The 21052-nt window shown below is 72.9% G+C and carries 17 protein-coding genes; 9 read left to right on the forward strand and 8 right to left on the reverse strand.

Going from position 1 to position 21052, the window contains the following annotated elements; translation table 11 throughout:
* Nucleotides 1–62: 62 nt before the first annotated feature.
* Entirely contained in the window at nt 63–2495 is a 2433-nt protein-coding gene (locus tag ACFVIU_RS06345; protein ID WP_385840985.1) for a M4 family metallopeptidase, read from the reverse strand.
* Nucleotides 2496–2851: 356 nt separating this feature from the next.
* On the opposite strand from ACFVIU_RS06345, the gene ACFVIU_RS06350 reads away from it, so the two are divergent.
* Nucleotides 2852–4354, forward strand: a complete 1503-nt coding sequence (locus ACFVIU_RS06350; protein WP_385840986.1) for a metallophosphoesterase family protein — start codon at nt 2852–2854, stop codon at nt 4352–4354.
* 7 nt (nt 4355–4361) lie between these two features.
* Here the strand turns inward: ACFVIU_RS06350 and ACFVIU_RS06355 are convergent, their stop codons facing one another.
* Complete coding sequence (locus ACFVIU_RS06355; protein WP_385840988.1) at nt 4362–5924, reverse strand: glycoside hydrolase family 32 protein; 1563 nt, start codon at nt 5922–5924, stop codon at nt 4362–4364.
* A 120-nt stretch (nt 5925–6044) separates the two neighbouring features.
* Between ACFVIU_RS06355 and ACFVIU_RS06360 the strand changes: the two genes are divergently transcribed.
* The 4 genes from ACFVIU_RS06360 to ACFVIU_RS06375 are packed head-to-tail and all read left to right on the forward strand — an operon-like array spanning nt 6045 to nt 10673.
* On the forward strand, nt 6045–7454 hold the full coding sequence (locus ACFVIU_RS06360) for an extracellular solute-binding protein (protein WP_385840989.1): 1410 nt from the start codon (nt 6045–6047) through the stop codon (nt 7452–7454).
* The gene (locus ACFVIU_RS06365) at nt 7451–8404 is read left to right on the forward strand and encodes a carbohydrate ABC transporter permease (protein WP_385840990.1); all 954 of its coding nucleotides are present in this window, start codon (nt 7451–7453) and stop codon (nt 8402–8404) included. The genes ACFVIU_RS06360 and ACFVIU_RS06365 overlap by 4 nt, the downstream gene beginning before the upstream one ends.
* 14 nt (nt 8405–8418) lie before the next feature.
* Nucleotides 8419–9273: a carbohydrate ABC transporter permease gene (locus tag ACFVIU_RS06370; protein ID WP_385840991.1), complete on the forward strand. Its 855-nt coding sequence runs from the start codon at nt 8419–8421 to the stop codon at nt 9271–9273.
* Entirely contained in the window at nt 9270–10673 is a 1404-nt protein-coding gene (locus ACFVIU_RS06375; RefSeq protein ID WP_385840992.1) for a glycoside hydrolase family 32 protein, read from the forward strand. The genes ACFVIU_RS06370 and ACFVIU_RS06375 overlap by 4 nt, the downstream gene beginning before the upstream one ends.
* A gap of 379 nt (nt 10674–11052) precedes the next feature.
* Here the strand turns inward: ACFVIU_RS06375 and ACFVIU_RS06380 are convergent, their stop codons facing one another.
* The gene (locus tag ACFVIU_RS06380) at nt 11053–12117 is read right to left on the reverse strand and encodes a LacI family DNA-binding transcriptional regulator (protein WP_385841341.1); all 1065 of its coding nucleotides are present in this window, start codon (nt 12115–12117) and stop codon (nt 11053–11055) included.
* A gap of 181 nt (nt 12118–12298) precedes the next feature.
* Here ACFVIU_RS06380 and ACFVIU_RS06385 point away from each other — a divergent pair, with 181 nt between their 5' ends.
* Nucleotides 12299–12910 (forward strand): DNA polymerase ligase N-terminal domain-containing protein, encoded by a 612-nt coding sequence (locus ACFVIU_RS06385; RefSeq protein ID WP_385840993.1) that lies wholly within the window; start codon nt 12299–12301, stop codon nt 12908–12910.
* Nucleotides 12911–12960: 50 nt separating this feature from the next.
* On the opposite strand, the gene ACFVIU_RS06390 is transcribed toward ACFVIU_RS06385, so the two are convergent.
* From ACFVIU_RS06390 to ACFVIU_RS06405, 4 genes are all read right to left on the reverse strand, one after another.
* Nucleotides 12961–15291, reverse strand: coding sequence for a SpoIIE family protein phosphatase (locus ACFVIU_RS06390; RefSeq protein WP_385840995.1), 2331 nt, complete (start codon nt 15289–15291; stop codon nt 12961–12963).
* A gap of 54 nt (nt 15292–15345) precedes the next feature.
* A complete protein-coding gene (locus tag ACFVIU_RS06395) occupies nt 15346–15813 on the reverse strand; it encodes a peroxiredoxin (RefSeq protein WP_385840996.1) in 468 nt (155 codons plus the stop codon).
* Nucleotides 15810–16190, reverse strand: a complete 381-nt coding sequence (locus ACFVIU_RS06400; protein WP_385840997.1) for a hypothetical protein — start codon at nt 16188–16190, stop codon at nt 15810–15812. The genes ACFVIU_RS06395 and ACFVIU_RS06400 overlap by 4 nt, the downstream gene beginning before the upstream one ends.
* 72 nt (nt 16191–16262) lie before the next feature.
* On the reverse strand, nt 16263–17126 hold the full coding sequence (locus ACFVIU_RS06405; RefSeq protein ID WP_385840998.1) for a LysR family transcriptional regulator: 864 nt from the start codon (nt 17124–17126) through the stop codon (nt 16263–16265).
* 153 nt (nt 17127–17279) lie between these two features.
* Between ACFVIU_RS06405 and ACFVIU_RS06410 the strand changes: the two genes are divergently transcribed.
* From ACFVIU_RS06410 to hemC, 3 genes are all read left to right on the forward strand, one after another.
* Nucleotides 17280–18092, forward strand: a complete 813-nt coding sequence (locus ACFVIU_RS06410) for a DMT family transporter (RefSeq protein WP_385841342.1) — start codon at nt 17280–17282, stop codon at nt 18090–18092.
* A 153-nt stretch (nt 18093–18245) separates the two neighbouring features.
* Nucleotides 18246–19202 (forward strand): ATP-dependent DNA ligase, encoded by a 957-nt coding sequence (locus ACFVIU_RS06415; protein ID WP_385841343.1) that lies wholly within the window; start codon nt 18246–18248, stop codon nt 19200–19202.
* Between the two features lie 118 nt (nt 19203–19320).
* Complete coding sequence (gene hemC / locus ACFVIU_RS06420) at nt 19321–20262, forward strand: hydroxymethylbilane synthase (protein WP_385840999.1); 942 nt, start codon at nt 19321–19323, stop codon at nt 20260–20262.
* A 15-nt stretch (nt 20263–20277) separates the two neighbouring features.
* Here the strand turns inward: hemC and ACFVIU_RS06425 are convergent, their stop codons facing one another.
* Complete coding sequence (locus ACFVIU_RS06425; protein WP_385841000.1) at nt 20278–20802, reverse strand: hypothetical protein; 525 nt, start codon at nt 20800–20802, stop codon at nt 20278–20280.
* Between the last annotated feature and the right edge of the window lie 250 nt (nt 20803–21052).

The raw sequence follows: 21052 nt of genomic DNA on the forward strand, positions 1-21052 counted from the left end.
GGCCGGACATGCCACGGTCCCGCACTCCCGGAGGAGATGCGGGACCGTGGTCCGGTGCCGGGTCAGCCGGTCGTCAGGGAGGTGTCGTCCACGACGAAGCTGGTCTGGAGGGAGGAGTCCTCCACGCCGTTGAACTTCAGGGTGACCGTCTGGCCCGCCAGCGAGGACAGGTCGAAGGTCTTCTGCACATAGCCGGATGCGGCGTTGGCGTTCGAGTACGTCGCCAGGGTGGTCGAACCGGCGGTCACGGTCAGCTTGTCGTACGCGGTGCTGCCCGTCTCGGCGGTGTCGATGTGCAGGTAGAAGCTCAGTGTGGCCTTGCAGCCGGCCGGGATGGTCACCGACTGGGACAGCGTGTCGGTGTGCGAGGAGCCGTAGCCGTCCAGCCAGGCCTTGTAGGAGCCGCCGTGGGCCGCCTCACCGGTGTCGTTGGTGATGACCCCGCTGGTGGCGGTCCAGCCGGTGCTGCCCGACTCGAACCCGGGGTTGGCCAGCAGCTGGGTGGACGTGCACCCGCCGCCGCCACCGCCGGAGCCGACGGTCCAGGTGAAGGTGGCCGTGCCGGTGGCGCCGGTGGAGTCCTTCGCGGTGACCGTCACCTGGTAGGTGCCCGCGGTGGAGGGCGTGCCCGAGATCAGACCGGTCGAGCTGTTGATCGACAGGCCGGCCGGCAGACCGGAGGCGCTGTAGCTGAGCGCTCCGCTGTTGGTGCTGCTCGCCTGTATCTGAAGGCTCACCGCGGTGCCGACGGTGGACGACTGGTTGCCCGGGTTGGTGACCGTGACGCCGCTGCTCGGCGGGTTGATGTGGCTGCCGACGTTGATGCCGGCGAAGGCGTTGCCGACGCCCGCGTACTGGGTGGAGTTGGTGCCGTAGAGGGCGGCGGCCGCGTTGAGCGCGGCGGTGCGGGCGCCCGCGTAGTCGGTGCTGGACGTCATGTACGTCGTCAGCGCCTTGTACCAGACCTGGAGGGCCGCGGCCCGGCCGATGCCGGTGACGGCGACACCGTCGGAGGTCGGGCTGTTGTAGGTCACCCCGTTGATGACCTTGGTGCCGCTGCCCTCGGACAGCAGGTAGAACATGTGGTTCGCCGGGCCCGAGGAGTAGTGCACGTCGAGGTTGCCGACACCGGAGTACCAGCTGTCGGCGGAGCTGCCGTCCTTGCTGGGCTTGTCCATGTAGCGCAGCGGGGTGCCGTTGCCGTTGATGTCGATCTTCTCGCCGATGAGGTAGTCACCGGGGTCCGAGCTGTTGTTGGCGTAGAACTCCACGCCGGTGCCGAAGATGTCGGAGGTCGCCTCGTTCAGGCCGCCCGACTCGCCGCTGTAGTCCAGGCCGGCGGTGTTGGAGGTGACGCCATGGCTCATCTCGTGGCCGGCCACGTCCAGCGAGGTCAGCGGGTCGTTGTTGTTCGAGCCGTCGCCGTAGGTCATGCAGAAGCAGCTGTCGTCCCAGAAGGCGTTGACATAGCTGCTGCTGTAGTGGACCCGGCTGTAGGCGGCGACGCCGTCGTTCTTGATGCCGCTGCGGCCGAAGGTGTTCTTGTAGAAGTCCCAGGTCTCCTGCGCGCCGTAGGCGGCGTCGGCGCCCGCGGTGGCCGCGTTGGTGTTGGTGCCGTCGCCCCAGGTGTCGTTGCTCTGCGAGAACAGCGTCCCGGTGCCGGAGGTGCCGTGGTTCAGGTTGTACGTCTTGTGCCCGCCGCGCGTGGTGTCGTTCAGCGTGTACGTCGAGCCCGACTGCGTGGTGGTCAGCGACACCTGGCCGCTGTAGTGGGTGTTGCCCACGCCGGTCTGGATCGCCTCGAACCGGTGCAGTTCCTTGCCGGTGGTGGCGTCGGTGATGACGTGCAGCTGGCTGGGCGTGCCGTCGTCCCGGAAGCCGCCGATCACCGTCTCCCAGGCGAGCCGGGGGGTGCCGGTGCCGGCCCAGATCACCTTGCGGGCGCTGTCGGTGGTGGGCTTCTTGGCGTCGAGCGCCTTGGCGGCCTTGAGCGCCTTGGACTCGGCGGCGGCCTTGGTGAAGGTCGCGGTGGTGGAGGCGACCTTGATCCGGTGCTTGTTGTTCCAGGTGGTGCTCACGGTCCCGGCGGCCAGCGAGGCGGGCGGGGTGTGCACGACGAGGTCGCCGCCGAGGACGGGGAGTCCGGCGTACGTGCGCTCGTAGCGGGTGTGCACGGTGCCGTCGTTGTCCTTGACGACGTCCTTGACGACCAGCTTCTCCTGGGCGCCGAGCCCGAGGGTGCGGGCGGTCGCGGCGGCCTGCTGCCGGGCGCTCTTGAGCAGGGCGCTGTGCTGGGCCGGGCTGAGCTTCGCCTCCAGACCGCCGGCCCGCAGGGGGCTGGGGTGGACGGTGGGCGAGGCGGTCGCCGGGACCGCCTGGACACCTACGGCGAGGAAGGCCGCGGCGGAGACCAGGGCGGCTCCGACGGTGGCCCGCCTGCGGGCGGAACGTCCCTGGGGAAGACGTCCCTGAGGAAGGGGTGCGTGGGGTCTCACTCGTACTCCTCATGCTGCGGCCGCCGGGTCGCGGCCGGTGACAGACCGGGCAGACGGGTCTGCTGCCCGGGCTTAACTGAGCTGTGCGGGACCGTGGTCCGTGAAGAGCGTGGGGAGGATCAGTGTTGCGGAGGAGGATGACAGGATTGACTCGGCCATGTCACCCCACACGAGGTCAATCGAGGGTTTTCCCTACGCCCTGTCCGGGGCTTGCCGCCTCCGGTTCGGCGGTGCTGCCCGAAGGCGGTCGCCTCGTCCGGGTCGTCGTACGCGTACCCGCAACGCGGCGCGCTGTCGGGGCCGTTGGGGCGCACCCGCCAAGGACTCACGGGCCGGCGCGTTGTTACGGTGCACCGGTGTCTGAATCCTCACGCGATACCGCACAGGGCGCCGGCTGGGGCCCTGCCGAACGCGGCGCCTACACCGCGCTGATGCCCGACCGGGTCGAGCAGTTGTCGTGGCTGAATCCGCGCGTCCTGTGGGCCGCCCGCAACGGCGTGCTGGCGTCCTGGTTCGGCGACCCCACCGGCCGTACCCGCAGCCGGTGGGTGGCACGGCGGGAGGCGGCGGGGGCCCCGGCCGACAAGGTGATCCGGCGGGAGGTCCCCGACCGGTTCTCCTTCCTGGTCATCGGGGACACCGGCGAGGGCGACGCCTCCCAGTACGCCGTCGTGCCGGGCCTTCTGAAAGAGGGCCGGGACACGGAGTTCGCGGTCATAGCGAGCGACGTCATCTATCCGGTCGGCAGCGCCGACGACTACGGCACCAAGTTCTTCCGGCCGTACCAGGACTATCCCGCCCCGATCTACGCGATACCCGGCAACCACGACTGGTACGAGGACCTCGGCGCCTTCATGCGGGTGTTCTGCGCCGACACCCCGCCGCTCGATGCCGAGCCCCGGCCCCGCCCGCTCACCCGTGCCTGGTGGCGCGCCCTGCTGTGGCACCGGCCGGCGCCGGCCGACGAGCAACGCCTCGCCGCCGCCCGGGCGTTGCGCGCAGCGCCCGGGCAACAGGCCGAACAGCCGGGGCCGTACTGGGCGATCGACGCGGGCCCGGTCCGGATCGTCGGCATCGACACCGGGCTGCTGGGCACGCTCGACGCGGAACAGGGCGCCTGGCTGCGCGAGGTGTCCCGGGACCCGAAGCCGAAGATCCTCGTCACCGGCTCCCCGCTGTACGTCGACGGCGAGCACCACCCGTGCCCCATCGAGGGCGGCGGCACGGTCGACGACGTCGTCCGCGACCCGGCGCACCGCTATGTGGCCGCGATCGGCGGCGACATCCACAACTACCAGCGGTATCCCGTCGATGTGGCGGGCCGCACCGTCCAGTACGTGGTCGCGGGCGGCGGCGGGGCGTTCATGCACGCCACGCACACCATTCCCCGGGTCTCGGTCGGCGGGGTCACCGAGGACGCGTTCCGCTGCTACCCGCTGCGCGGTGACTCGCTGGCCTTCTACAGCCGCCTGTACGGCCGCCGGCTCCGGCTGCGCCGCTTCTTCACCCTGACCGAGGCGGAGGCCACTGCCGTGGTCGCCGAGCGTCTGGGCATCGAGCCGGGCCGCGCCCCCGGCCCGGACGTCCGCGTCACCCGGCGCACCCGGCTGGTGGCGAGCCTGCTCGGCACCGGTGGGCGCCCGGACCGCAGCTCCCGGTTCCGGCTGCCGGTGAAGAAGATGTACACCCAGTTGTTCTCACCGTCCTCGGCCACCTACAGCCCGCCGTTCTTCAAGTGCTTCCTGCGCCTGGACGTCACCGCCGAGGCGGTCCGGCTGCGCTGCTTCGCCGCGACGGGCAACCGCGCGCAGGAACTGCACCCGCCGGTCGAGGACGAGGTCGTCATCCCGCTGAACTGACTCGCCGTCAGAGCGTGAACTCCCGGATCACCGTGTTCCGGAAGACGGCCGTCCCACCGGCCGCGAACAGGGCCAGGCGGTTGTCGACCAGATACGGGAACACCTCGGCGGAGTGCACATACCGGCCGTCGTCGACGAACATCTCGACGCTGGTGCGGTCCACGAGGATCCGCAGCCGCACCCGGCCGCCCGACGGGTCGAAGGGGCTGCGGCTCTCCTGCCGGCCGCCGCTGGTGTCGGGGTTGACGGTGCCACGCCGGTTGAGGAAGGCGTAGTCCCCCCAGACCCCGGCGTCGATGTGCCGGCCGCCGTCGGGTGAGCGCCGCAGCTGCACGCCCGCGCCGGTGAGTCGGGACCAGCTGATCTCGGTGGTCAGTTCGTAGGAGATGCCGGTGTAGTCCAGCGGGCGCAGGCCGTCGACGGTCAGGTCGCCGAGGCGGACCGTACGGCCGGCATAGGCGTCCAGGGCGGGGACCGGCCGGGAGGCGAGGTAGCAGGTACCGTCGGCGGCCCTGCGCAGCGCGATCTCGCGGACCACGGAGTCCGTGCCGTTGAAGCCGTCCGCGTCGATGGTAGGCGTGGTGTGGGCGTAGGCCCAGTTGTTGAGCCAGCCGAGGGCGTAGCGCGCGGCGGGGTCCACGGAGCCGTCCGCGCGCCGCTTCTCGAAGGTGACCGCGGCGTACCAGTCCCAGCCGTGGTCGAGCCACTGCGGGTCGGTGGAGTCGGCGGTGAAGGTGCTTCCGTCGAACGAACCGGTCCAGTACGCGTAGGTGGGGGGCCGCCCGGAGCCGGTGCCGTCGGCGCTCGCGCCCAGCACCCAGGTCGTCACCGAGCCGTCGTCGGTGGTGATGCGGAACAGGTCGGGGCATTCGAGGGTGCCGATGCCCTCCTTGTGGAAGCCGCCCGCGCGGGTCCAGGACCTGAGGTCGGTGGAGTGGTAGAAGCCGATCCCGGTGCCTTCGGCGAGGGCCATCACCCAGCGGCCGCGGTCGTCGTCGCGGACGACCTTGGGGTCGCGGAAGTCGGCGCCGGTGCCCGGGCTCGCCAGCACCGGGGCGGTGCCGTCGTTGCGGAAGGTGCGGCCGCCGTCGGCGGACCAGTACAGGAACTGTTCCTGGTGGTCGGTGCCGCCGCCGGGCGACATGGTGACCAGTGCGATCACCGCGCCCGCGCCGAAGCCCGCCGTGCCCTCGGTGTCGACCACCGCCGAGCCGGACCACACATCGCCGTTGACGGTGGTGTCCTTCGGTACGGCGATCCCCCGGTCGGTGAAGGAGACCAGGTCGGTGCTGGTGGCCAGGCGCCAGGCGGTGCCCGTCTCGCCGTCCAGGTAGTCGGCGTTGTACAGGTAGTAGTAGTGGTACTCGCCGTCGATCCACACGGGTCGCTGGGGGTCGTTCTTCCACTGGTCGGGAACCGTGAAGTGATAGCCGGCCCGGTAGCTCGCGCACCCGCGGGCCGGCGCGCGGCCGGGCTTCGCCTGCGCGGGCGCCGTGGGCAGCAGAGCCGCACCGGCTCCGGCGGCGGCCGTGGCGAACAGGGCTCTTCTCGTCGGGCTCAGTCGGTTCATGGGACCAGGACTGTAGACCTAACTCGTTAAAGGTCAAGGTTTCCCGCACCTTGACAGCGCCGTCGGCCGCTTCCCATGATCTGGGAATCACCCCTTGGCTAACACGAGTTAGGCGCTTGGATGACCGACTCGCTCCTCTCCCGCCGCGCCCTGCTGCGCTACGGCGCCTACGGCACCGGTGCCGCGGCGCTCGCCGGCACCGCCGCGAGCTGGGACCGCCTCACCGGGAACGACATTCCCGGCCGCAACGACGGCTCCCTCGTCGTGGCGACCCTGGGCTCCGCGTTCTCCCCGGCGGGGGTCCGCGCCCTTGTCCACGGCTTCCAGCGGCTGCACCCCGACATCAAGGTCCGCGTCAACGCCGTCCAGGCCGTGGACTGGTCCGACTTCTTCGCGAAAATCCTCACCCAGATCGCGGCGGGCACCGCACCCGACCTGGTCTATGTGGCCACCGAGGGCGTGCAGTTGTTCGCCCGGCATCTGGGCGTGGCGCTGGACCCCTGGGTGCGGCGGGACGCCGGGGAGCTGCGGGAGTACTTCGCCGACGTCCATCCCTCGCTGGTGGAGTCGATGATGTACGAGGGGAGCCTCTACCAGCTGCCAGTGGAGTTCAACGCGGCCGACATGTACCTCAACACCCGGGTGCTGGAGCGGTCGGGCGCGGACTTCCCTGCCGCGGACTGGACCCGCGACGACTTCACCGCGCTGCTGCGCCGGATGAAGAAGGCCGGCGACTCGCACTTCACGCCGTACTTCTGGACCAACCGGCTGTGGGGCGGAGTGGTGCCGTGGCTCTTCGCCAACGGCACCGGGCTGCTGGCCGAGTCCAAGGCGCCCGGCGGCTCCTGGCTGTGGGACGCCTTCTATCCCGCAGCCCAGCGGCGCGGGCGGGGCGGCGGCTTCCGCTGGACGACACCGCAGGCCACGGCCGACCGGGTCGAGGAGGCGTACGACTATCTCGCCGCGCTGGTCCAGGAGGGCCTGTGCACCCGGCCCGAGGGGGGCAACGGGCAGAACCTGATCGGGGTGTTCTCCACCGGCCGGGTCGGGGTCACCCCGGCCGGGGGCTTCTGGGCGGGCGGGCTGCATCTGGCCGGGCTGCGGTCCGACGGCTTCGACGTGCAGTACTTCCCGCGCTGGCGCACCCAGCGCCACCAGTTCGGCGCGGCCGGGTACGCGCTGCTGCGCACCTCCCGCAAGCAGGACGCGGCCTGGGAGTTCATCAAGTACTCGGCCCGGCGGGACACCCTGACCGAGCTGTTCACCACCAACCAGACGACTCCGGCCCGCCGTTCGATGCTGAGCCCGGAGCGCTACCGGGAGACCGGCCCGGCGCACTGGCGGGTCTTCTACGACACCCTCGACCGGTTCCCCGACACCGGGCCCATCCCGGCCCCGCCGCAGGTCGCCGAGGTGACGCAGGCGCTGCTCAAGCACACCGGGACGGCACTGGCGAGTCCGCGTTCGGTCCGGCCGGCGCTGCGCCGGCTGCAAGGGGATCTGGAGAAGGCCATGGAGCGTGACGTATGACGAACACCGAGATTCCCGCCGTGCGGGCACGGGCCGCGGCGGTGCCGGCTCCGGCCGTGGCGCGGCGCCCGGCGCGCGAGCGGGGCACCCGGCTGCTGGCGGCGCTGTTCCTGGCGCCCACGGTGGTCGGCATCGTGGTCTTCACGGTCGTACCGATCGTCGGTTCGGTCGTGCTGAGCCTGTTCCACTGGAACGTGATCGACCCGCCCCGGTTCGCCGGAGGGGCCAACTACCGGGAGGTGTTCACCGACGCGACCGTGCTGGTGTCCTTCCGCAACACGCTCGTCTTCATGGTCCTCGCGGTCGCGGCGCAGCTGCTGATCGCGCTGGCGCTCGCGCTCACGCTCAACGGCCGGATGCCCGGGTGGCTGCGGTCGGTCTTCCGCTCGGCGTTCTTCTTTCCGCTGGTGCTGTCGGCCGCGTCCATCTCGGTCGTGATGAAGTACCTGTTCAACCAGGACTTCGGGGTGGTCAACTGGCTGATCGGGCTGTTCGGGGTCGCCCCTGTGCCCTGGCTGACCTCGGAGCGGGGCGCGCTGGCCACGGTGATCATCGTGTACGTGTGGCAGCAGTTCGGTTTTTCGTTCCTGCTGTTCGTGGGCGGGCTGAACAACATCCCGAAGGAGATCCACGAGGCGGCGGCGCTCGACGGCGCGAGCGGGCTGCGCAAGCATCTCTCCGTCACCCTGCCGCTGCTCTCCCCCACCCTGCTGGTGGCGTCGGTGGTGGGCATCATCAACGCCCTCCAGGTCTTCGAGCAGCCGTACGTCCTCACCAACGGCGGGCCCGGTGACGCCACCCGGACCGTGGTGATGGTCATCTACGAGAAGGCCTTCGAGCAGCTGCGCTTCGGCGAGGCGTCCGCGGTCGGGGTGCTGCTGTTCGTGCTGATCATGGCGGTGACCGCCGTCCAGTTCCGGCTCAGCCGGCGTTTCGTCCACTACCAGTGAGCCGGGTGAGTCCCATGAGCCATGCAACCCTGACCGTCGGCCGCGCCCGGTACGCGCTCGGGCCGTGGGCGCGGATCGCCGGACTGACCGTGTGCGCGCTGCTCACGCTCGGCCCGGTCGTCTGGACCGTGTCCACCTCGCTGCGCACCCCCGCGGACTCCTTCGACCTGCCCCCGCAGATCGTTCCGTCCCATCCGAGCACGGCCGCCTATCACGGTGTCTTCGAGCAGATCGACGTGTGGCTGCTCGCGCTCAACTCGACCCTGGTGACCGCGCTGGTCGCGATCGGCCAGATGATCACGGCGGGGCTGGCCGGGTACGCCTTCGCGCGGCTCGACTTCCGGTTCAAGAAGCCGCTGTTCGGGCTGGTGCTGGCGACCATGATGGTGCCGTTGCAGGTCACGATCGTGCCGGTGTTCCTGGTGCTGAAGTCGATGGGCCTGACCGACACCCTGCTCGGTCTGATCATTCCGGCGTTCCCGACCGCGTTCGGCACCTTCCTGATGCGCCAGTACTTCCTCGGCATGCCGAAGGACCTCGGCGAGGCGGCGATGCTGGACGGGGCCGGGCCCTGGCGGATCTTCCGGTCCGTGTACGCGCCGCTGGCCCGGCCGGGGCTGGCGATCGTCGGTGTCCTGGCCTTCAACTACCACTGGAACGAGTTCTTCCGACCGCTGATCCTGGAGACCTCGGGCCAGAACTACACGCTGCCGCTGGGCCTGGTCTCGCTCCAGGGAAACCTCGGCACCGGCTCCATCTCCGTCGTGCTCGCCGGAGTCGTCCTCTCGATGATCCCCGCGGTCGCGGTGTTCGTCGTCGGCCAGCGTCCGCTGCGCGAGGGCATCACCTCGGCGGGAGTCAACCGGTGAACCCGCTCGCTCCCGCCCCGGACCCGGCCGCGCCCCGCTTCCGGGTCCGCCCGCCCGCGGGCTGGATCAACGACCCCAACGGCCCGTTCGTCTGGCGTGGCCGCCACCACCTCTTCTACCAACACAATCCGGCGGCCCCGGTGCACGCGAACGTCCACTGGGGCCATGTCTCCAGTGCCGACCTGGTCCACTGGGAGCACCACCCGATCGCCCTCGCCCCGGTCCCGGGCGGCCCCGACGAGGCGGGCTGCTGGTCGGGGTGCGTGGTGGACGACGACGGCGTGCCGACGGCGGTGTACACCGGCGTCGACCACGGGCACACCGGTGTCGGTGCGATCTGCCTGGCCCGGGCGGCGGACCCGGACGACGAGCGGCTGCTGCACTGGCGGCCGCTGCCCCGCCCGGTGGTCGCGGCAGCGCCCCCGGGACTGGGCGTGGTGATGTTCCGCGACCCCTTCGTCTTCCGCTGCGCCGGCCGGCGCTGGGCCCTCGTCGGCGCCGGTCACGCCGACGGCACGCCGTCGGTCCTCCTCTACGACTGCACCGTGCTGACCGAGTGGCGGTTCGCCGGTGTCCTGCTGGACGGCCACGACCCGGTCGCGGCCGGGGCGTTCGGCGCGAAGGCGGTGGGCTGGGAGTGTCCGCAGCTGATCCGGGCGGCGGGCGGCGACCATGTGCTGGTGGTGTCGCTGTGGGACGGCGACCCCTGCGCCACGGCCTACCTGACGGGCCGCCTGGAGGCGGACGGCTCGGGTGGCTTGCGCTTCACCCCCCGCTTCGGCGACCGCCTCGACCACGGCCGGGACTTCTACGCGCCCGCGGTCCGCCAGGACGCCGACCGGGCCCTGATGTGGGGCTGGTCCTGGGAGTCCCGGGAGCTTCCGGCGGTACGCGAAGCGGGGTGGGCGGGCACGCTCACCGCACCCCGGGTCGTCGACGTCCACCCCGACGGCCGCCTGCGCGTCGCACCGGCCCCGGAGCTGGAACTCCTGCGTGCCCCGGCGCCGTTCGTCACCTCGCCCGGCCGCCGGGTGCCGCTGCCGGTGTCGTACGACCTCAGCGTCAGCGCGCGCGGACGGACCGTCCTCACCCTGCTGCGGGCCACGGACCGGGCGGTCACGGTCCACGTGGACCCGCGGGCGGGCGAGGTGGTACTGGACCGCGGCGGCTGGCCCCGCGCGGGCGCCGGGGAAGCGGAACCGGTCACGGTGCGGGTGCCGCCGGCCCCACGGCTCGACGTCCGCATACTGGTGGACGGCTCACTGCTCGAACTCTTCGCCGGAAACCGGGCCTCGGTCACCGAGCGGATCTACCGCCACCCGGACGACATCCCCGAACTGACCGTCGACGGCGACGCCGAGGTCAGTGGGTGGGAACTGGTCCCATCGAGGAGCGGCTGACCACGGGACAGAGGAGCCGCCGGGCCCGGTCACCGTGTGGGTGCCGGGCGACAGCACCCGGCGCCGAGGAAGCCGGACCCGCCACGGTGCGGGCGCCGCCGGCCGGGCTCGGCGGCCGGGTCCTGCTCCCCGCACGATCCCACCGAACCGACCGTCGACGGCGACGCCGAGGTCAGTGGGTGGGAACTGGTCCCACAGAGCAGCGGCTGACCACGGGACAGCGCAGCCGGGACCGGTCACCGTGTAGGTGCCGGGCGACAGCACCCGGCGCCGAGGAGGCCGGACCCGCCACGGTGCGGGCGCCGCCGGCCGGGCTCGGCGTCCGGGTCCTGCAACCCACACGATCCCACCGAACCGACCGTCGACGGCGACGCCGGGGTCAGTGGGTGGGCGTTGGCCCCACCGAACAGCGGCTGACCACGGGGCACGCGAGGCGGCGGACCGTGGCGGGTGGGGTGCGGCCGGTGTCGATGGCGTCGAGCAGCAGCCGGGCGGCGGTCTCGCCCATGGCGCGGTGCGGCAGCGCGACCGTGGTGAGGGCCGGGGTGAGGAAGGCGGCCATGTGTTCCTGGTCGTCGTAGCCGACCACGGACAGCGCCTCGGGGACGGGGATGCCGAGCCGGGTCGCGGCGTGCAGGACGCCCGCCGCGACCCGGTCGTTGTAGCAGAAGATCCCGGTGGGGCGGCGGTGCGGGTCGGTGCCGTCGAGGAGCCGGCCGGCGCCCTCGTAGCCGCTGGTGATCTCGCCGCCGGTGCGGACGACCCACTCCTTGGGCACGGTGATGCCCTCGGCGCGCAGCGCGTCCCTGAAGCCCCGCAGCCGTTCCACGGAGGCGATGTCGTCCTGCCCGCCGACCAGCGCGATCCGGTGGTGCCCGGCCTCCAGCAGCAGCCGCGCGGCGCTGCGCCCGCCGGCCCGTTCGGCGGGGATGACGGCGGGCAGCGAGTCGTCCTCGGGCAGGCAGTTGGCGAGCACGGAGTGGATGCGGTGCAGGCCCTCCGGCACCCGGACCCGGCGCAGGGACATCGCGGCGTAGATGATGCCGTCGACGCGCCGGTCGAGGAGTTCGGCGACGGCCGCGTCCTCCTTGGCCGGGTCGCCGCCGGAGTCCACGGTGACCACGAGGTGGTCGTGGTCCCAGGCGGTCTCCATCGCGCCGCGCAGCAGCCGGCCGGCGAACGGCGAGGAGGCGATCTCGTCGGTGACCAGTCCGATCACGGCCGTACGGCGGCGGCGCAGACCGCGTGCGACCGGGTCGGGCCGGTAGCCGAGCTGGGCGGCGGCCTGCCGGATGCGTTCCTGGGTGGCGGGCGAGAGGTTGCCCTCGGCGCGGCCGTTGAACACGAAGGAGACGGCCGTGTGCGAGACGCCGGCGAGGCGCGCGACGTCCCGTGAGGTGGGCCGCCCGCCGCCCGTGCCGTTGCCGTCCGCACCGCCGCGCATGCCGTCCGCCGCCCGCCTTCCCGCCAGGTTCTCGCCCGCTTTCCCCGTGGGGCTGATCACCGCTCACCCTATCCGTGCGCCGGGCCGCAGGACACGGCCGAGGGGTCAGGGGCGACGTGGTCACCGGGCCCGGCACGGGTACCCGGGCGGCGTACGGCGGGATGGACGGAAGGAGCCACAGGTGGCGGCGGAGGACCGGCTGCGGACGTACCGCGGCAAGCGTGACTTCGAGCGGACCCGGGAGCCGGCCGGGCGGGCGTCGGCGGCGGGGGACGGCGCGCCCCGGTTCGTGGTGCAGATCCACGACGCGCGCCGGATGCACTTCGACTTCCGCCTCCAGGTCGGTGATGTGCTGAAGTCGTGGTCGGTCCCGAAGGGCCCCTCCGGCGACCCCGCGGACAAGCGGCTGGCCGTGCCGACCGAGGACCATCCGCTGGAGTACGAGGACTTCGAGGGGGTGATCCCGCGGGGCGAGTACGGCGGCGGCACCGTGATCGTGTGGGACCGCGGGACCTACGAGCCGCTCAGCCATGACCGCCGGGGCCGCCCGGTGGACTTCGCCGAGTCGCTGGAGCGCGGGCACGCCACCTTCCGGCTGCACGGCGACAAGCTGCGCGGCGAGTACGCGCTCACCCGGTTCCGCGGCGGACCGGACGAGGAGGAGGCCTGGCTGCTGGTGCGCAAGGGCCCGGCGAGGTCCGCGGGGCACGGCACCCCGGACCCGCGGCGGGCCCGCTCGGTGCGCACCGGCCGCACGCTGGCCCAGGTGGCGGCGGCCGCCGGCGAGGAGTGACCGGCGCGGTCCGGACCCCCGGCGAGATGGCCCGGGAGCGCTCCGGGTGATCAGGTGTCCGGCAGTGCCTGTTCCGCCCAGATCGTCTTGCCCCTGCCGGTCTGCCGGCTGCCCCAGCGCTGGGTGAGCTGGGCGACCAGCAGCAGTCCGCGGCCGCCCTCGTCGTAGGCGTGGGCGCGGCGCAGGTGCGGCGAGGTGGAGCTGGCGTCGGAGACCTCGCAGATGAGGGCGCGGTCCCGGATCAGGCGGAGCTGGATGGGCGGCTCGCCGTAGCGGATGGCGTTGGTGACGAGTTCGCTGACCACGAGTTCGGTGACGAAGGCGGCCTCCTCCAGTCCCCAGGCGGCCAGCTGCTCGCCGGCGGCCTGCCGGAACAGGGCGACCTGGGCGGGGTCGGCCGGCACGTCCCAGGTGGCGACGCGGTCGGTGCCGAGGGCGCGGGTGCGCACCAGCAGCAGGGCCACGTCGTCGCCCGGCTGCTCGGGCAGTACGGCCTTGATCGCGTTGTCGGCCAGGGCCTCCAGGGAGTCGGCGGGGGCGCTCAGGGCGCGGCGCAGTTCCTCGGTGGCGCCGTCCAGGTCCAGGTCCCGGTCCTCGATCAGCCCGTCGGTGTAGAGGGCGAGGACGGAGCCCTCGGGCAGGTCGCGTTCCGTCGCCTCGAAGGGCAGTCCGCCGACGCCGAGCGGCGGTCCGGCGGTCATGGGGAGGAACGCGGCCTCGCCGCCGGGCAGCACGAGAGCCGGGGCGGGGTGTCCGGCCGCGGCCATGGCGACCCGGCGGGAGACCGGGTCGTAGACGGCGTACAGGCAGGTCGCGCCGAGTTCGGCGACCTCCTCCCCGCTGTCCTCGGCGGCGAGATGGGTGACCAGGTCGTCGAGGTGGGTGAGGAGTTCGTCGGGCGGCAGGTCGACGTCGGCGAGGGTGCGTACGGCGGTGCGCAGCCGCCCCATGGTCGCGCAGGACTGGATGCCGTGGCCCACGACGTCGCCCACGACCAGGGCGACCCGGCCGCCGGAGAGCGGGATGACGTCGAACCAGTCGCCGCCGATGCCGGCCAGCGAGCTGCAGGGCAGATAGCGGTGGGCCACCTCGACGGCGGCCTGGCCGGGCAGTCCGCGCGGGAGCAGGCTGTGCTGGAGGGCGAGGGCGGTGGTGCGTTCGCGGGCGAAGCGGCGGGCGTTGTCGATGCAGACGGCGGCGCGGCTGGCGAGTTCCTCGGCGAAGACGGCGTCGTCGGGGCCGTAGTCCTCCGGGTGCTCCATGCGGACGCAGACGGCGACGCCGAGGATGGTGCCGCGGGCGCGCAGCGGCATCGCGATCAGCGAGTGGGCGCCCTGCCGGAAGCGGCGGCCCTGGGGCGAGCGGGCGTTGCGCTCGTTGAGCCACTCGACGAAATCCGGCTCGCCGGCCTGGCTGAGGACGGCGTGGCCTTCGCGCACCGCGCGTGCGGGCGGTGAGCAGGGCTCGTAGAAGTCGGCCTCGCCGAGGTGCACGGCGGCGCCGGGGTTGCCGCTGTGGGTGGAGCCGTGGGCGACGCGGCGCAGCAGGACACTGCCGTCGGCGATCATCGGGGGCTCGTCCGCGTCGAGCACCCAGTCGAGCAGGTCGACGCTGGCGAAGTCGGCGTACCGGGGGACGAGCAGTTCGACCAGTTCCTCGGCGGTGCGGACGACGTCGAGGGTGGTGCCGATGGCGGTGGCGGCCTCGTTGAGGAGGGTGAGGCGGCGCCGGGCCCAGTACTGGTCGCTGCTGTCGAAGGCGGCGAGCGCCACGGCGGTGACCGCTCCGGTCTCGTCGCGCAGCGGCCACATCTCGGTGGTCCAGGCGTGGTCCCGGTTGAGGGCGGGGGCGCTGGTGAAGCTCTCGTAGCGCACGGGCCGTCCGGTCTCGCCGACCAGACGCAGATGGTCGAGGAAGCCACGGTTGTGATCGGCGACGTCGACGGTGTCGGAGAAGTGCCGGCCGAGCAGTTCCTCCTCGGGGACGCCCATGACATGGCCGGCCGTCTCGTTGACGCGCAGATAGTGCTGGCCGAGGTCGAAGACCGACATGGACATGGACGCCTGCTGGAAGGCCTGGGCGGCCAGGGCGGCGCCGCGCGGTTCGGCCGTGACGACGAAGCCGGCGGGTTCGCCGTCGGCACCGGCCAGGGGGCAGGCGGTGAGGGTCAGCTCGACGCGGCGGCCGTCGCGGTGGCGCAGGACGACGGTCCCGGAGCGGGCGGCGAGCAGGCCGGCGGGGATGTCCTCGGCGAGCAGTGCGGCGGCCGGCCGGCCCACGGCGTCCTGGGCGGAGTGGCCGGTGAGGAGTCGCGCGCCCTCGCTCCACCCGGTGACGGTGCCGTGGGAATCGATGGTCGCCACTGCGGCGACGTGCTTCATAAGCCCCAGGATGTTCCGTTTGTTCCCGCGCATCAAGCGCGGGAACGAACCGGTTCACTTCCGGTGGTCGCGCAGTGCGGCGAGGGCCCGGTCGGCGTGGGTGTTCATGCGCAGCTCGCTGTGGACGATCTCCAGGACGGTGCGGTCCTGGGCGATGACGAAGGTGACGCGCCTGGTGGGGGCGAGGGAGAAGCCGCGTTTGACGCCGAACCGCTCGCGGACCGTGCCGTCGGTGTCGGACAGCAGCGGCATGCCGAGGGTGTGCCGGCCGGCGAACTCCTGCTGCTTGTCGACCGTGTCCCCACTGATGCCGACGGGCCGGGCGCCGACCGCGGCGAACTCGGCGGCGAGATCACGGAAGTGGCAGGCCTCGGCGGTGCAGCCGGGGGTGAGGGCGGCCGGGTAGAAGAAGAGGACTACCGGGCCGTCGGCCAGCAGCTCGCTGAGCCTGCGGGTGGTGCCGGTCTCGTCGGGCAGGGCGAAGTCCTCGGCCTTGTCCCCGACCCGGAGGCGTCCGGTCATGACCGTCCCTCCCCGTTCCGGGCGACGCCGCGGGCCCACAGCACCAGCGGCACCTGGAGGGGCAGCCGTGCGAGGGCGGCCGTGCGCAGCGGTGCGGGCCGGTGCCGCCAGTCCACGGCCATCTTCACGTTGGCCGGGAAGACCCCGACGAAGAAGGCCGCGGCGGCCTGGGCGGCGACGGCGCGGGTGCGGGGTGCGGCGACCCCGGCGGCCAGGGCCAGCTCCACGGCTCCGCTGCCGTAGGTCCATGCCCGGGGTGAGCCCGGCAGCGCGCGGGGGACGAGGGCGTCGAACTGGCGCGGGACGGCGAAATGGGCGACTCCGGCCGTGGCCAGCAGGCCGGCCAGCAGCAGGGGTGAGCGTTGGGACCGGGACACGGTGCCTCCTCTGGTGATCTGCCGCCGGATATTACTGGAGGGTAGGGCCGGGGTGGCCCCGTTCGCGCCGGCTCATCCGGTGCGGTACAGCTCGGTGAGCAGTTCGAGGACGTCCTGGAGCGCCGGGTGCGGATCGTCGCGCCACCAGGCGAGCCGTACGGCGACGGGTTCCGCGTCCCGCACCGGCCGGTAGACGATCCCGGGCCGCGGGTACTGGTTCGCGGTCGACTCGGCGGTCACCCCGATCCCGCGGCCGGTCGCGATGACGGTGAGCCAGTCGTCGACGTCGTGCGTCTCCTCGGTGGTGGGGCGGGCGCCGGGCGGCCACAGTTCGGGGGTGGCCGTGCCGGTACGGCGGTCCACGAGCAGCAGTCGGTCGCTCAGCTCGGCGAGCCGCACCGAGCGGCGCCGGGCCAGCGGATCGTCGGCGGCGAGCGCGCAGAGCCGTCGCTCCAGGCCGACGATGGCGGTGTCGAAGCGCCGGTCGTCCACCGCCCGGCGGACCACCGCGAGGTCGCAGGTGCCTTCGGCCAGCCCGGCGGACGGCGAGTTGACCCGCACCAGGTGCAGGTCGGTGGCCGGGTGGCCCGCGCTCCAGCGCCGCTGGAAGGCGACGGTGTGCCGGCCCAGCGCCGACCAGGCGTAGCCGACGCGCAGCCGGGAGTGTCCCGAGGTGGCCTCCCGGACCAGGCCGGAGACGTCCGCGAGCACCCGGCGGGCCTGTGCCACCACGCGCAGGCCCGCCGCGGTCGGCGTCACCTCGCGCGAGGTGCGGCGCAACAGCCGTACCCCCAGGGCGCGTTCGAGGGAGGCGAGGGCGCGGGAGACGGCGGCCTGGGAGACGCCGAGGGCGATCGCCGCGTCGGTGAAGGTGCCCTCGTCGACGATGGCCACGAGACAGCGCAGCTGGCGCAGCTCGATGTCCGAGATATGCATACGCTAAGCGTATAGATCGATAGGCGTATGCATTTTGCGCAAGCAGGCCCGCGGCGCACGATCCCGTGCATGCGACGCGCCACCGAACCCCTTGCCCCGGCCCCCTCCTTGACGCCCGAAAGGGCCCTGCCGGAGACCCGGCGGCTGACCGGAGTGGCCGCCATGGTCGGCAGCGGGCTGTCCAACCAGACCGGCGCCGCCGTCGGCGCGCTGGCCTTTCCCGTGCTCGGCCCGGTCGGCGTGGTGGCGGTGCGCCAGTACGTCGCGGCACTCGCCCTGCTCGCCGTCGGCCGGCCGCTGCTGCGGGGCTTCACCTGGCGGCAGTGGTGGCCGGTGCTGCTGCTGGCCCTGGTCTTCGGCACCATGAACCTCAGCCTGTACACGGCCGTCGACCGGATCGGCCTGGGGCTGGCCGTGACCCTGGAGTTCCTCGGGCCGCTGACCGTCGCGCTGGCGGCGTCGCGGCGCCGGCTGGACGCGGGGTGCGCGGTGCTGGCCGGGGCGGGGGTCGTCGTCCTGATGCGGCCGCGCCCCTCCGCCGACTACACCGGGATGGCCTTCGGGCTGGTCGCCGCGGCCTGCTGGGCGTCGTACATCCTGCTCAACCGTGTCGTCGGCCGGCGCATCCCCGGCGCGCAGGGCGTGGCGGCGGCCGCGACGGTGTCCGCGCTGGTGTTCCTGCCCGTCGGCATCGTCGTCGCGCTGCGCCATCCGCCGACGGCCGGGGCGGTGCTGTGCGCCGTGACGGCCGGCCTGCTCTCCTCCGCGGTGCCGTACCTGACCGACCTGCTGACCCTGCGCCATGTGCCGGCGCAGACCTTCGGCCTCTTCATGAGCGTCAACCCGGTCCTTGCGGCCATGGTCGGCTGGGCGATCCTGGGCCAGGGCCTGGGGGCCGCGGAGTGGGCGGGCATCGGCGCGGTGGTGGCGGCCAACGCGGTGAGCATCGTGACGACGCGGAGCTGAGCGGCCGCCATCCGGCGGGCGGGATCGCGGCAGGTGCGATGCCGTCCGGGAACGGGCCGTTCAGGGGAACCGGTGCCACGGGGCGCGTGAAGGCGGGCCCAGTGGTCGAGACCTTCAGCCGTGACCGTCGTACCCCTGCCGCTGATCGCGCCCATGCTCGCCACACCCGGCGCCCTGCCGCCCGCCGGTCAGGACGCGCGGTGGGCGTACGAGACCAAGCAGGACGGGCAGCGGGTGATGGTCTATCTGCCCGGCGACGGCAGCGTGCTGCTGCGGGCGCGCTCGGGTGAGGACATCACCGGCGCCTATCCCGAACTCCGGCCGATCGGCGGGGCGCTGGGCGGGCTGCCCGCCGTCCTGGACGGCGAGGTGCTGGCGCTGGACGAGCTGGGCCGGGCCGACTTCCAGCTGTTGCAGAGCCGGATGGGCCTCGCGCACGCCCCCGCGCGGGCCGCGCGGCGGGCCGCCCAGGTGCCGGTGCACCTGGTGCTGTTCGACGTGCCGTACCTGGGTGAGCCGCTGATCCGGCTGCCGTACGTACGCCGGCGGGCGCGGCTGGAGGAGCTGGGGCTGGCCGGTCCGCACTGGTCGACGCCGGGCGCCATGACCGGGCACGGCGCCGAGGCGCTGCGGGCGACTCGGGAACACGGTCTGGAGGGCCTGGTCTGCAAGCGGCTGGACTCGGTGTACGAGCCCGGGGTGCGCTCCCGCGCCTGGATCAAGATCCGGAACATGCGGGCCGAGGATGTGATCGTCGGCGGCTGGCTGCCCGGCAAGGGGCGGCTGACCGGGCTGCCCGGCGCGGCGCTCGTCGGCCAGCGGGACGCGGGCGGCCGGCTGCGGTACGTCGGCCGGGTCGGCACCGGCTGGAGCGAGGCGGAGCGCACGGAACTGGCCCGGCGCTTGCGGGACACGGCGAGCGAACGATGCCCCTTCGATCCCGTACCGCGGATCGCGGGCGCCCACTGGGTGCTGCCCCGGCTGGTCGGCGAGGTCAGCTACAGCACCCGCACCCGGGCCGGGATGCTGCGCCAGCCGTCGTGGCTGCGGCTGCGCCCGGACCTCCGGCCGGAGGACTCGGCGGCCGACCTGCCCGAGGGCCTGGGCTGAGCGGGCCGACCTGCCCGAGGGCCTCGGCTGAGCGGGCCGGTCTCCCCCGGTGCCGGCCGGGCGCGGGCCCCCGAAGGACCGGCTGTGGAACCACGGCCCTGCGGCAGGGGTCTATCGTGTGCGCATGCCGGTTCCCGAACTGATTCGCATCGTCTCCCGCGACTCGCCGATGGCCCTGGCCCAGGTCGAGCGGGTCCGTGCCGAGTTGGCCGCCCTGCATCCCGGGGTGCGCACCGAGGTCGTACCGGTGAAGACCACCGGGGACAAGTGGCTCGGCGACCTGTCCAAGGTCGAGGGCAAGGGGGCGTTCACCAAGGAGGTGGACGCGGCCCTGCTGGCGGGCGAGGCGGATCTCGCGGTGCACTGTGTGAAGGACGTGCCCGCGGACCGGCCGCTGCCCGCCGGGACCGTGTTCGCCGCGTTCCTGAAGCGGGACGACATCCGCGACGCGCTGGTGCATCCGGGCGGGCTCACCCTGGACGAGCTGCCGGCCGGCACCCGGATCGGCACCTCCTCGGTGCGCCGGATCGCCCAACTGGCCGCCACCCACCCGCACCTGGACTGCGTGCCCTTCCGCGGCAACGCCAACCGCCGGCTGGAGAAGCTGGCCGCCGGTGAGGCGGACGCGCTGCTGCTGGCGGTGTCCGGGCTGGAGCGGATCGGCCGGACCGACGTGATCAGCGAGGTGCTGTCCGCGGAGACGATGATGCCGCCGATCGGCGCGGGCATCCTGGCGCTCCAGTGCCGCGAGGACGACACCGGTCTGATCGAGGCGGTCAGCGGGCTCGGCGACCCGGACACCCACCGGGAGGCCACGGCCGAGCGGATGTTCCTGCATGTGCTGCAAGGGCACTGCAACAGCCCGATCGCCGGGTACGCGCGCGTGGACCGCAGCGGCGAACTCTCCCTGCGCGCCTGCGTGTTCACGCCGGACGGCAAGATCCGGCTGAACGCCCACGAGTGGGCGGGCCGGCTGGACCCGGCCACGCTCGGCACCTCGGTCGCGGTGGCGCTGCTGCGGCAGGGGGCGCGGGAGATCATCGACGGCATCCCGCACTGACCCCTGCCGGGGACCTCAGGGGGTGTCGGGCTCCGTCTGCTCCCTGAGGAAGGCGCTGACCTGGTGCGCGAGGCCGGCCTGCCCGGTGCCGGCCGGGGCGGCCGCGGGGGTGCCCTCCAGCACGCCGATGCCGCCGGTCCACAGCCGGCGCTCGGCCCACTCCTCGTCCACCCGCAGCTGCACCTGCACGTCCACATGGGTGAGTGCGGCCTCGGGGGCGGCGGCGTAGAGCACGGCGGTGGCCCGGCGCAGCGGGTAGACGTCGAAGCCCTCGATGAACTGGGAGTTGCGCCAGTCGATGAAGGCGCCCTCGCCGTCGGGGCCGACCCGGACGTCGAGCTGACCGTCCTCAAGGTGGATGCAGTGGGGCCGCGCGCCACGGTTCTCGACCGTCACCCGGACACTGAAGTACGTCAGACCGGCGGCCGCGTCGTCGCGTCCGCGCGGTGGTTCGCCCGCCTCCAGACGGTGGACGCGGACTCGCAGACCGGCCTGCTCGTCGTACTCGTGCCAGTCACCGACCACGTTCGGCTCGTACACAGTGCCCCTCTCGACCTTCGAGAGCTGCTGTCTATCTGTGTGCTGAGCGCACTGTCAAATGAGCAGAATGCGCTGTGGCCAGGCGGTTCGCCCGCTTTGATCGGTGATCAAGCGCTGCCCAGGAAGAATCCGTTTTGGAGCGCTTCCGGCGGCGTACGCGCGCGTGCCGCATCTCACGTCCGCGACAGGGCCGGCACCCCGGTGCACGGCTCGCCGCTCACAGTCGCCACCCCACCCACTAAACGATCAT

Source organism: Streptomyces sp. NPDC127190, from assembly GCF_042672505.1.
Lineage (GTDB): Bacteria > Actinomycetota > Actinomycetes > Streptomycetales > Streptomycetaceae > Streptomyces.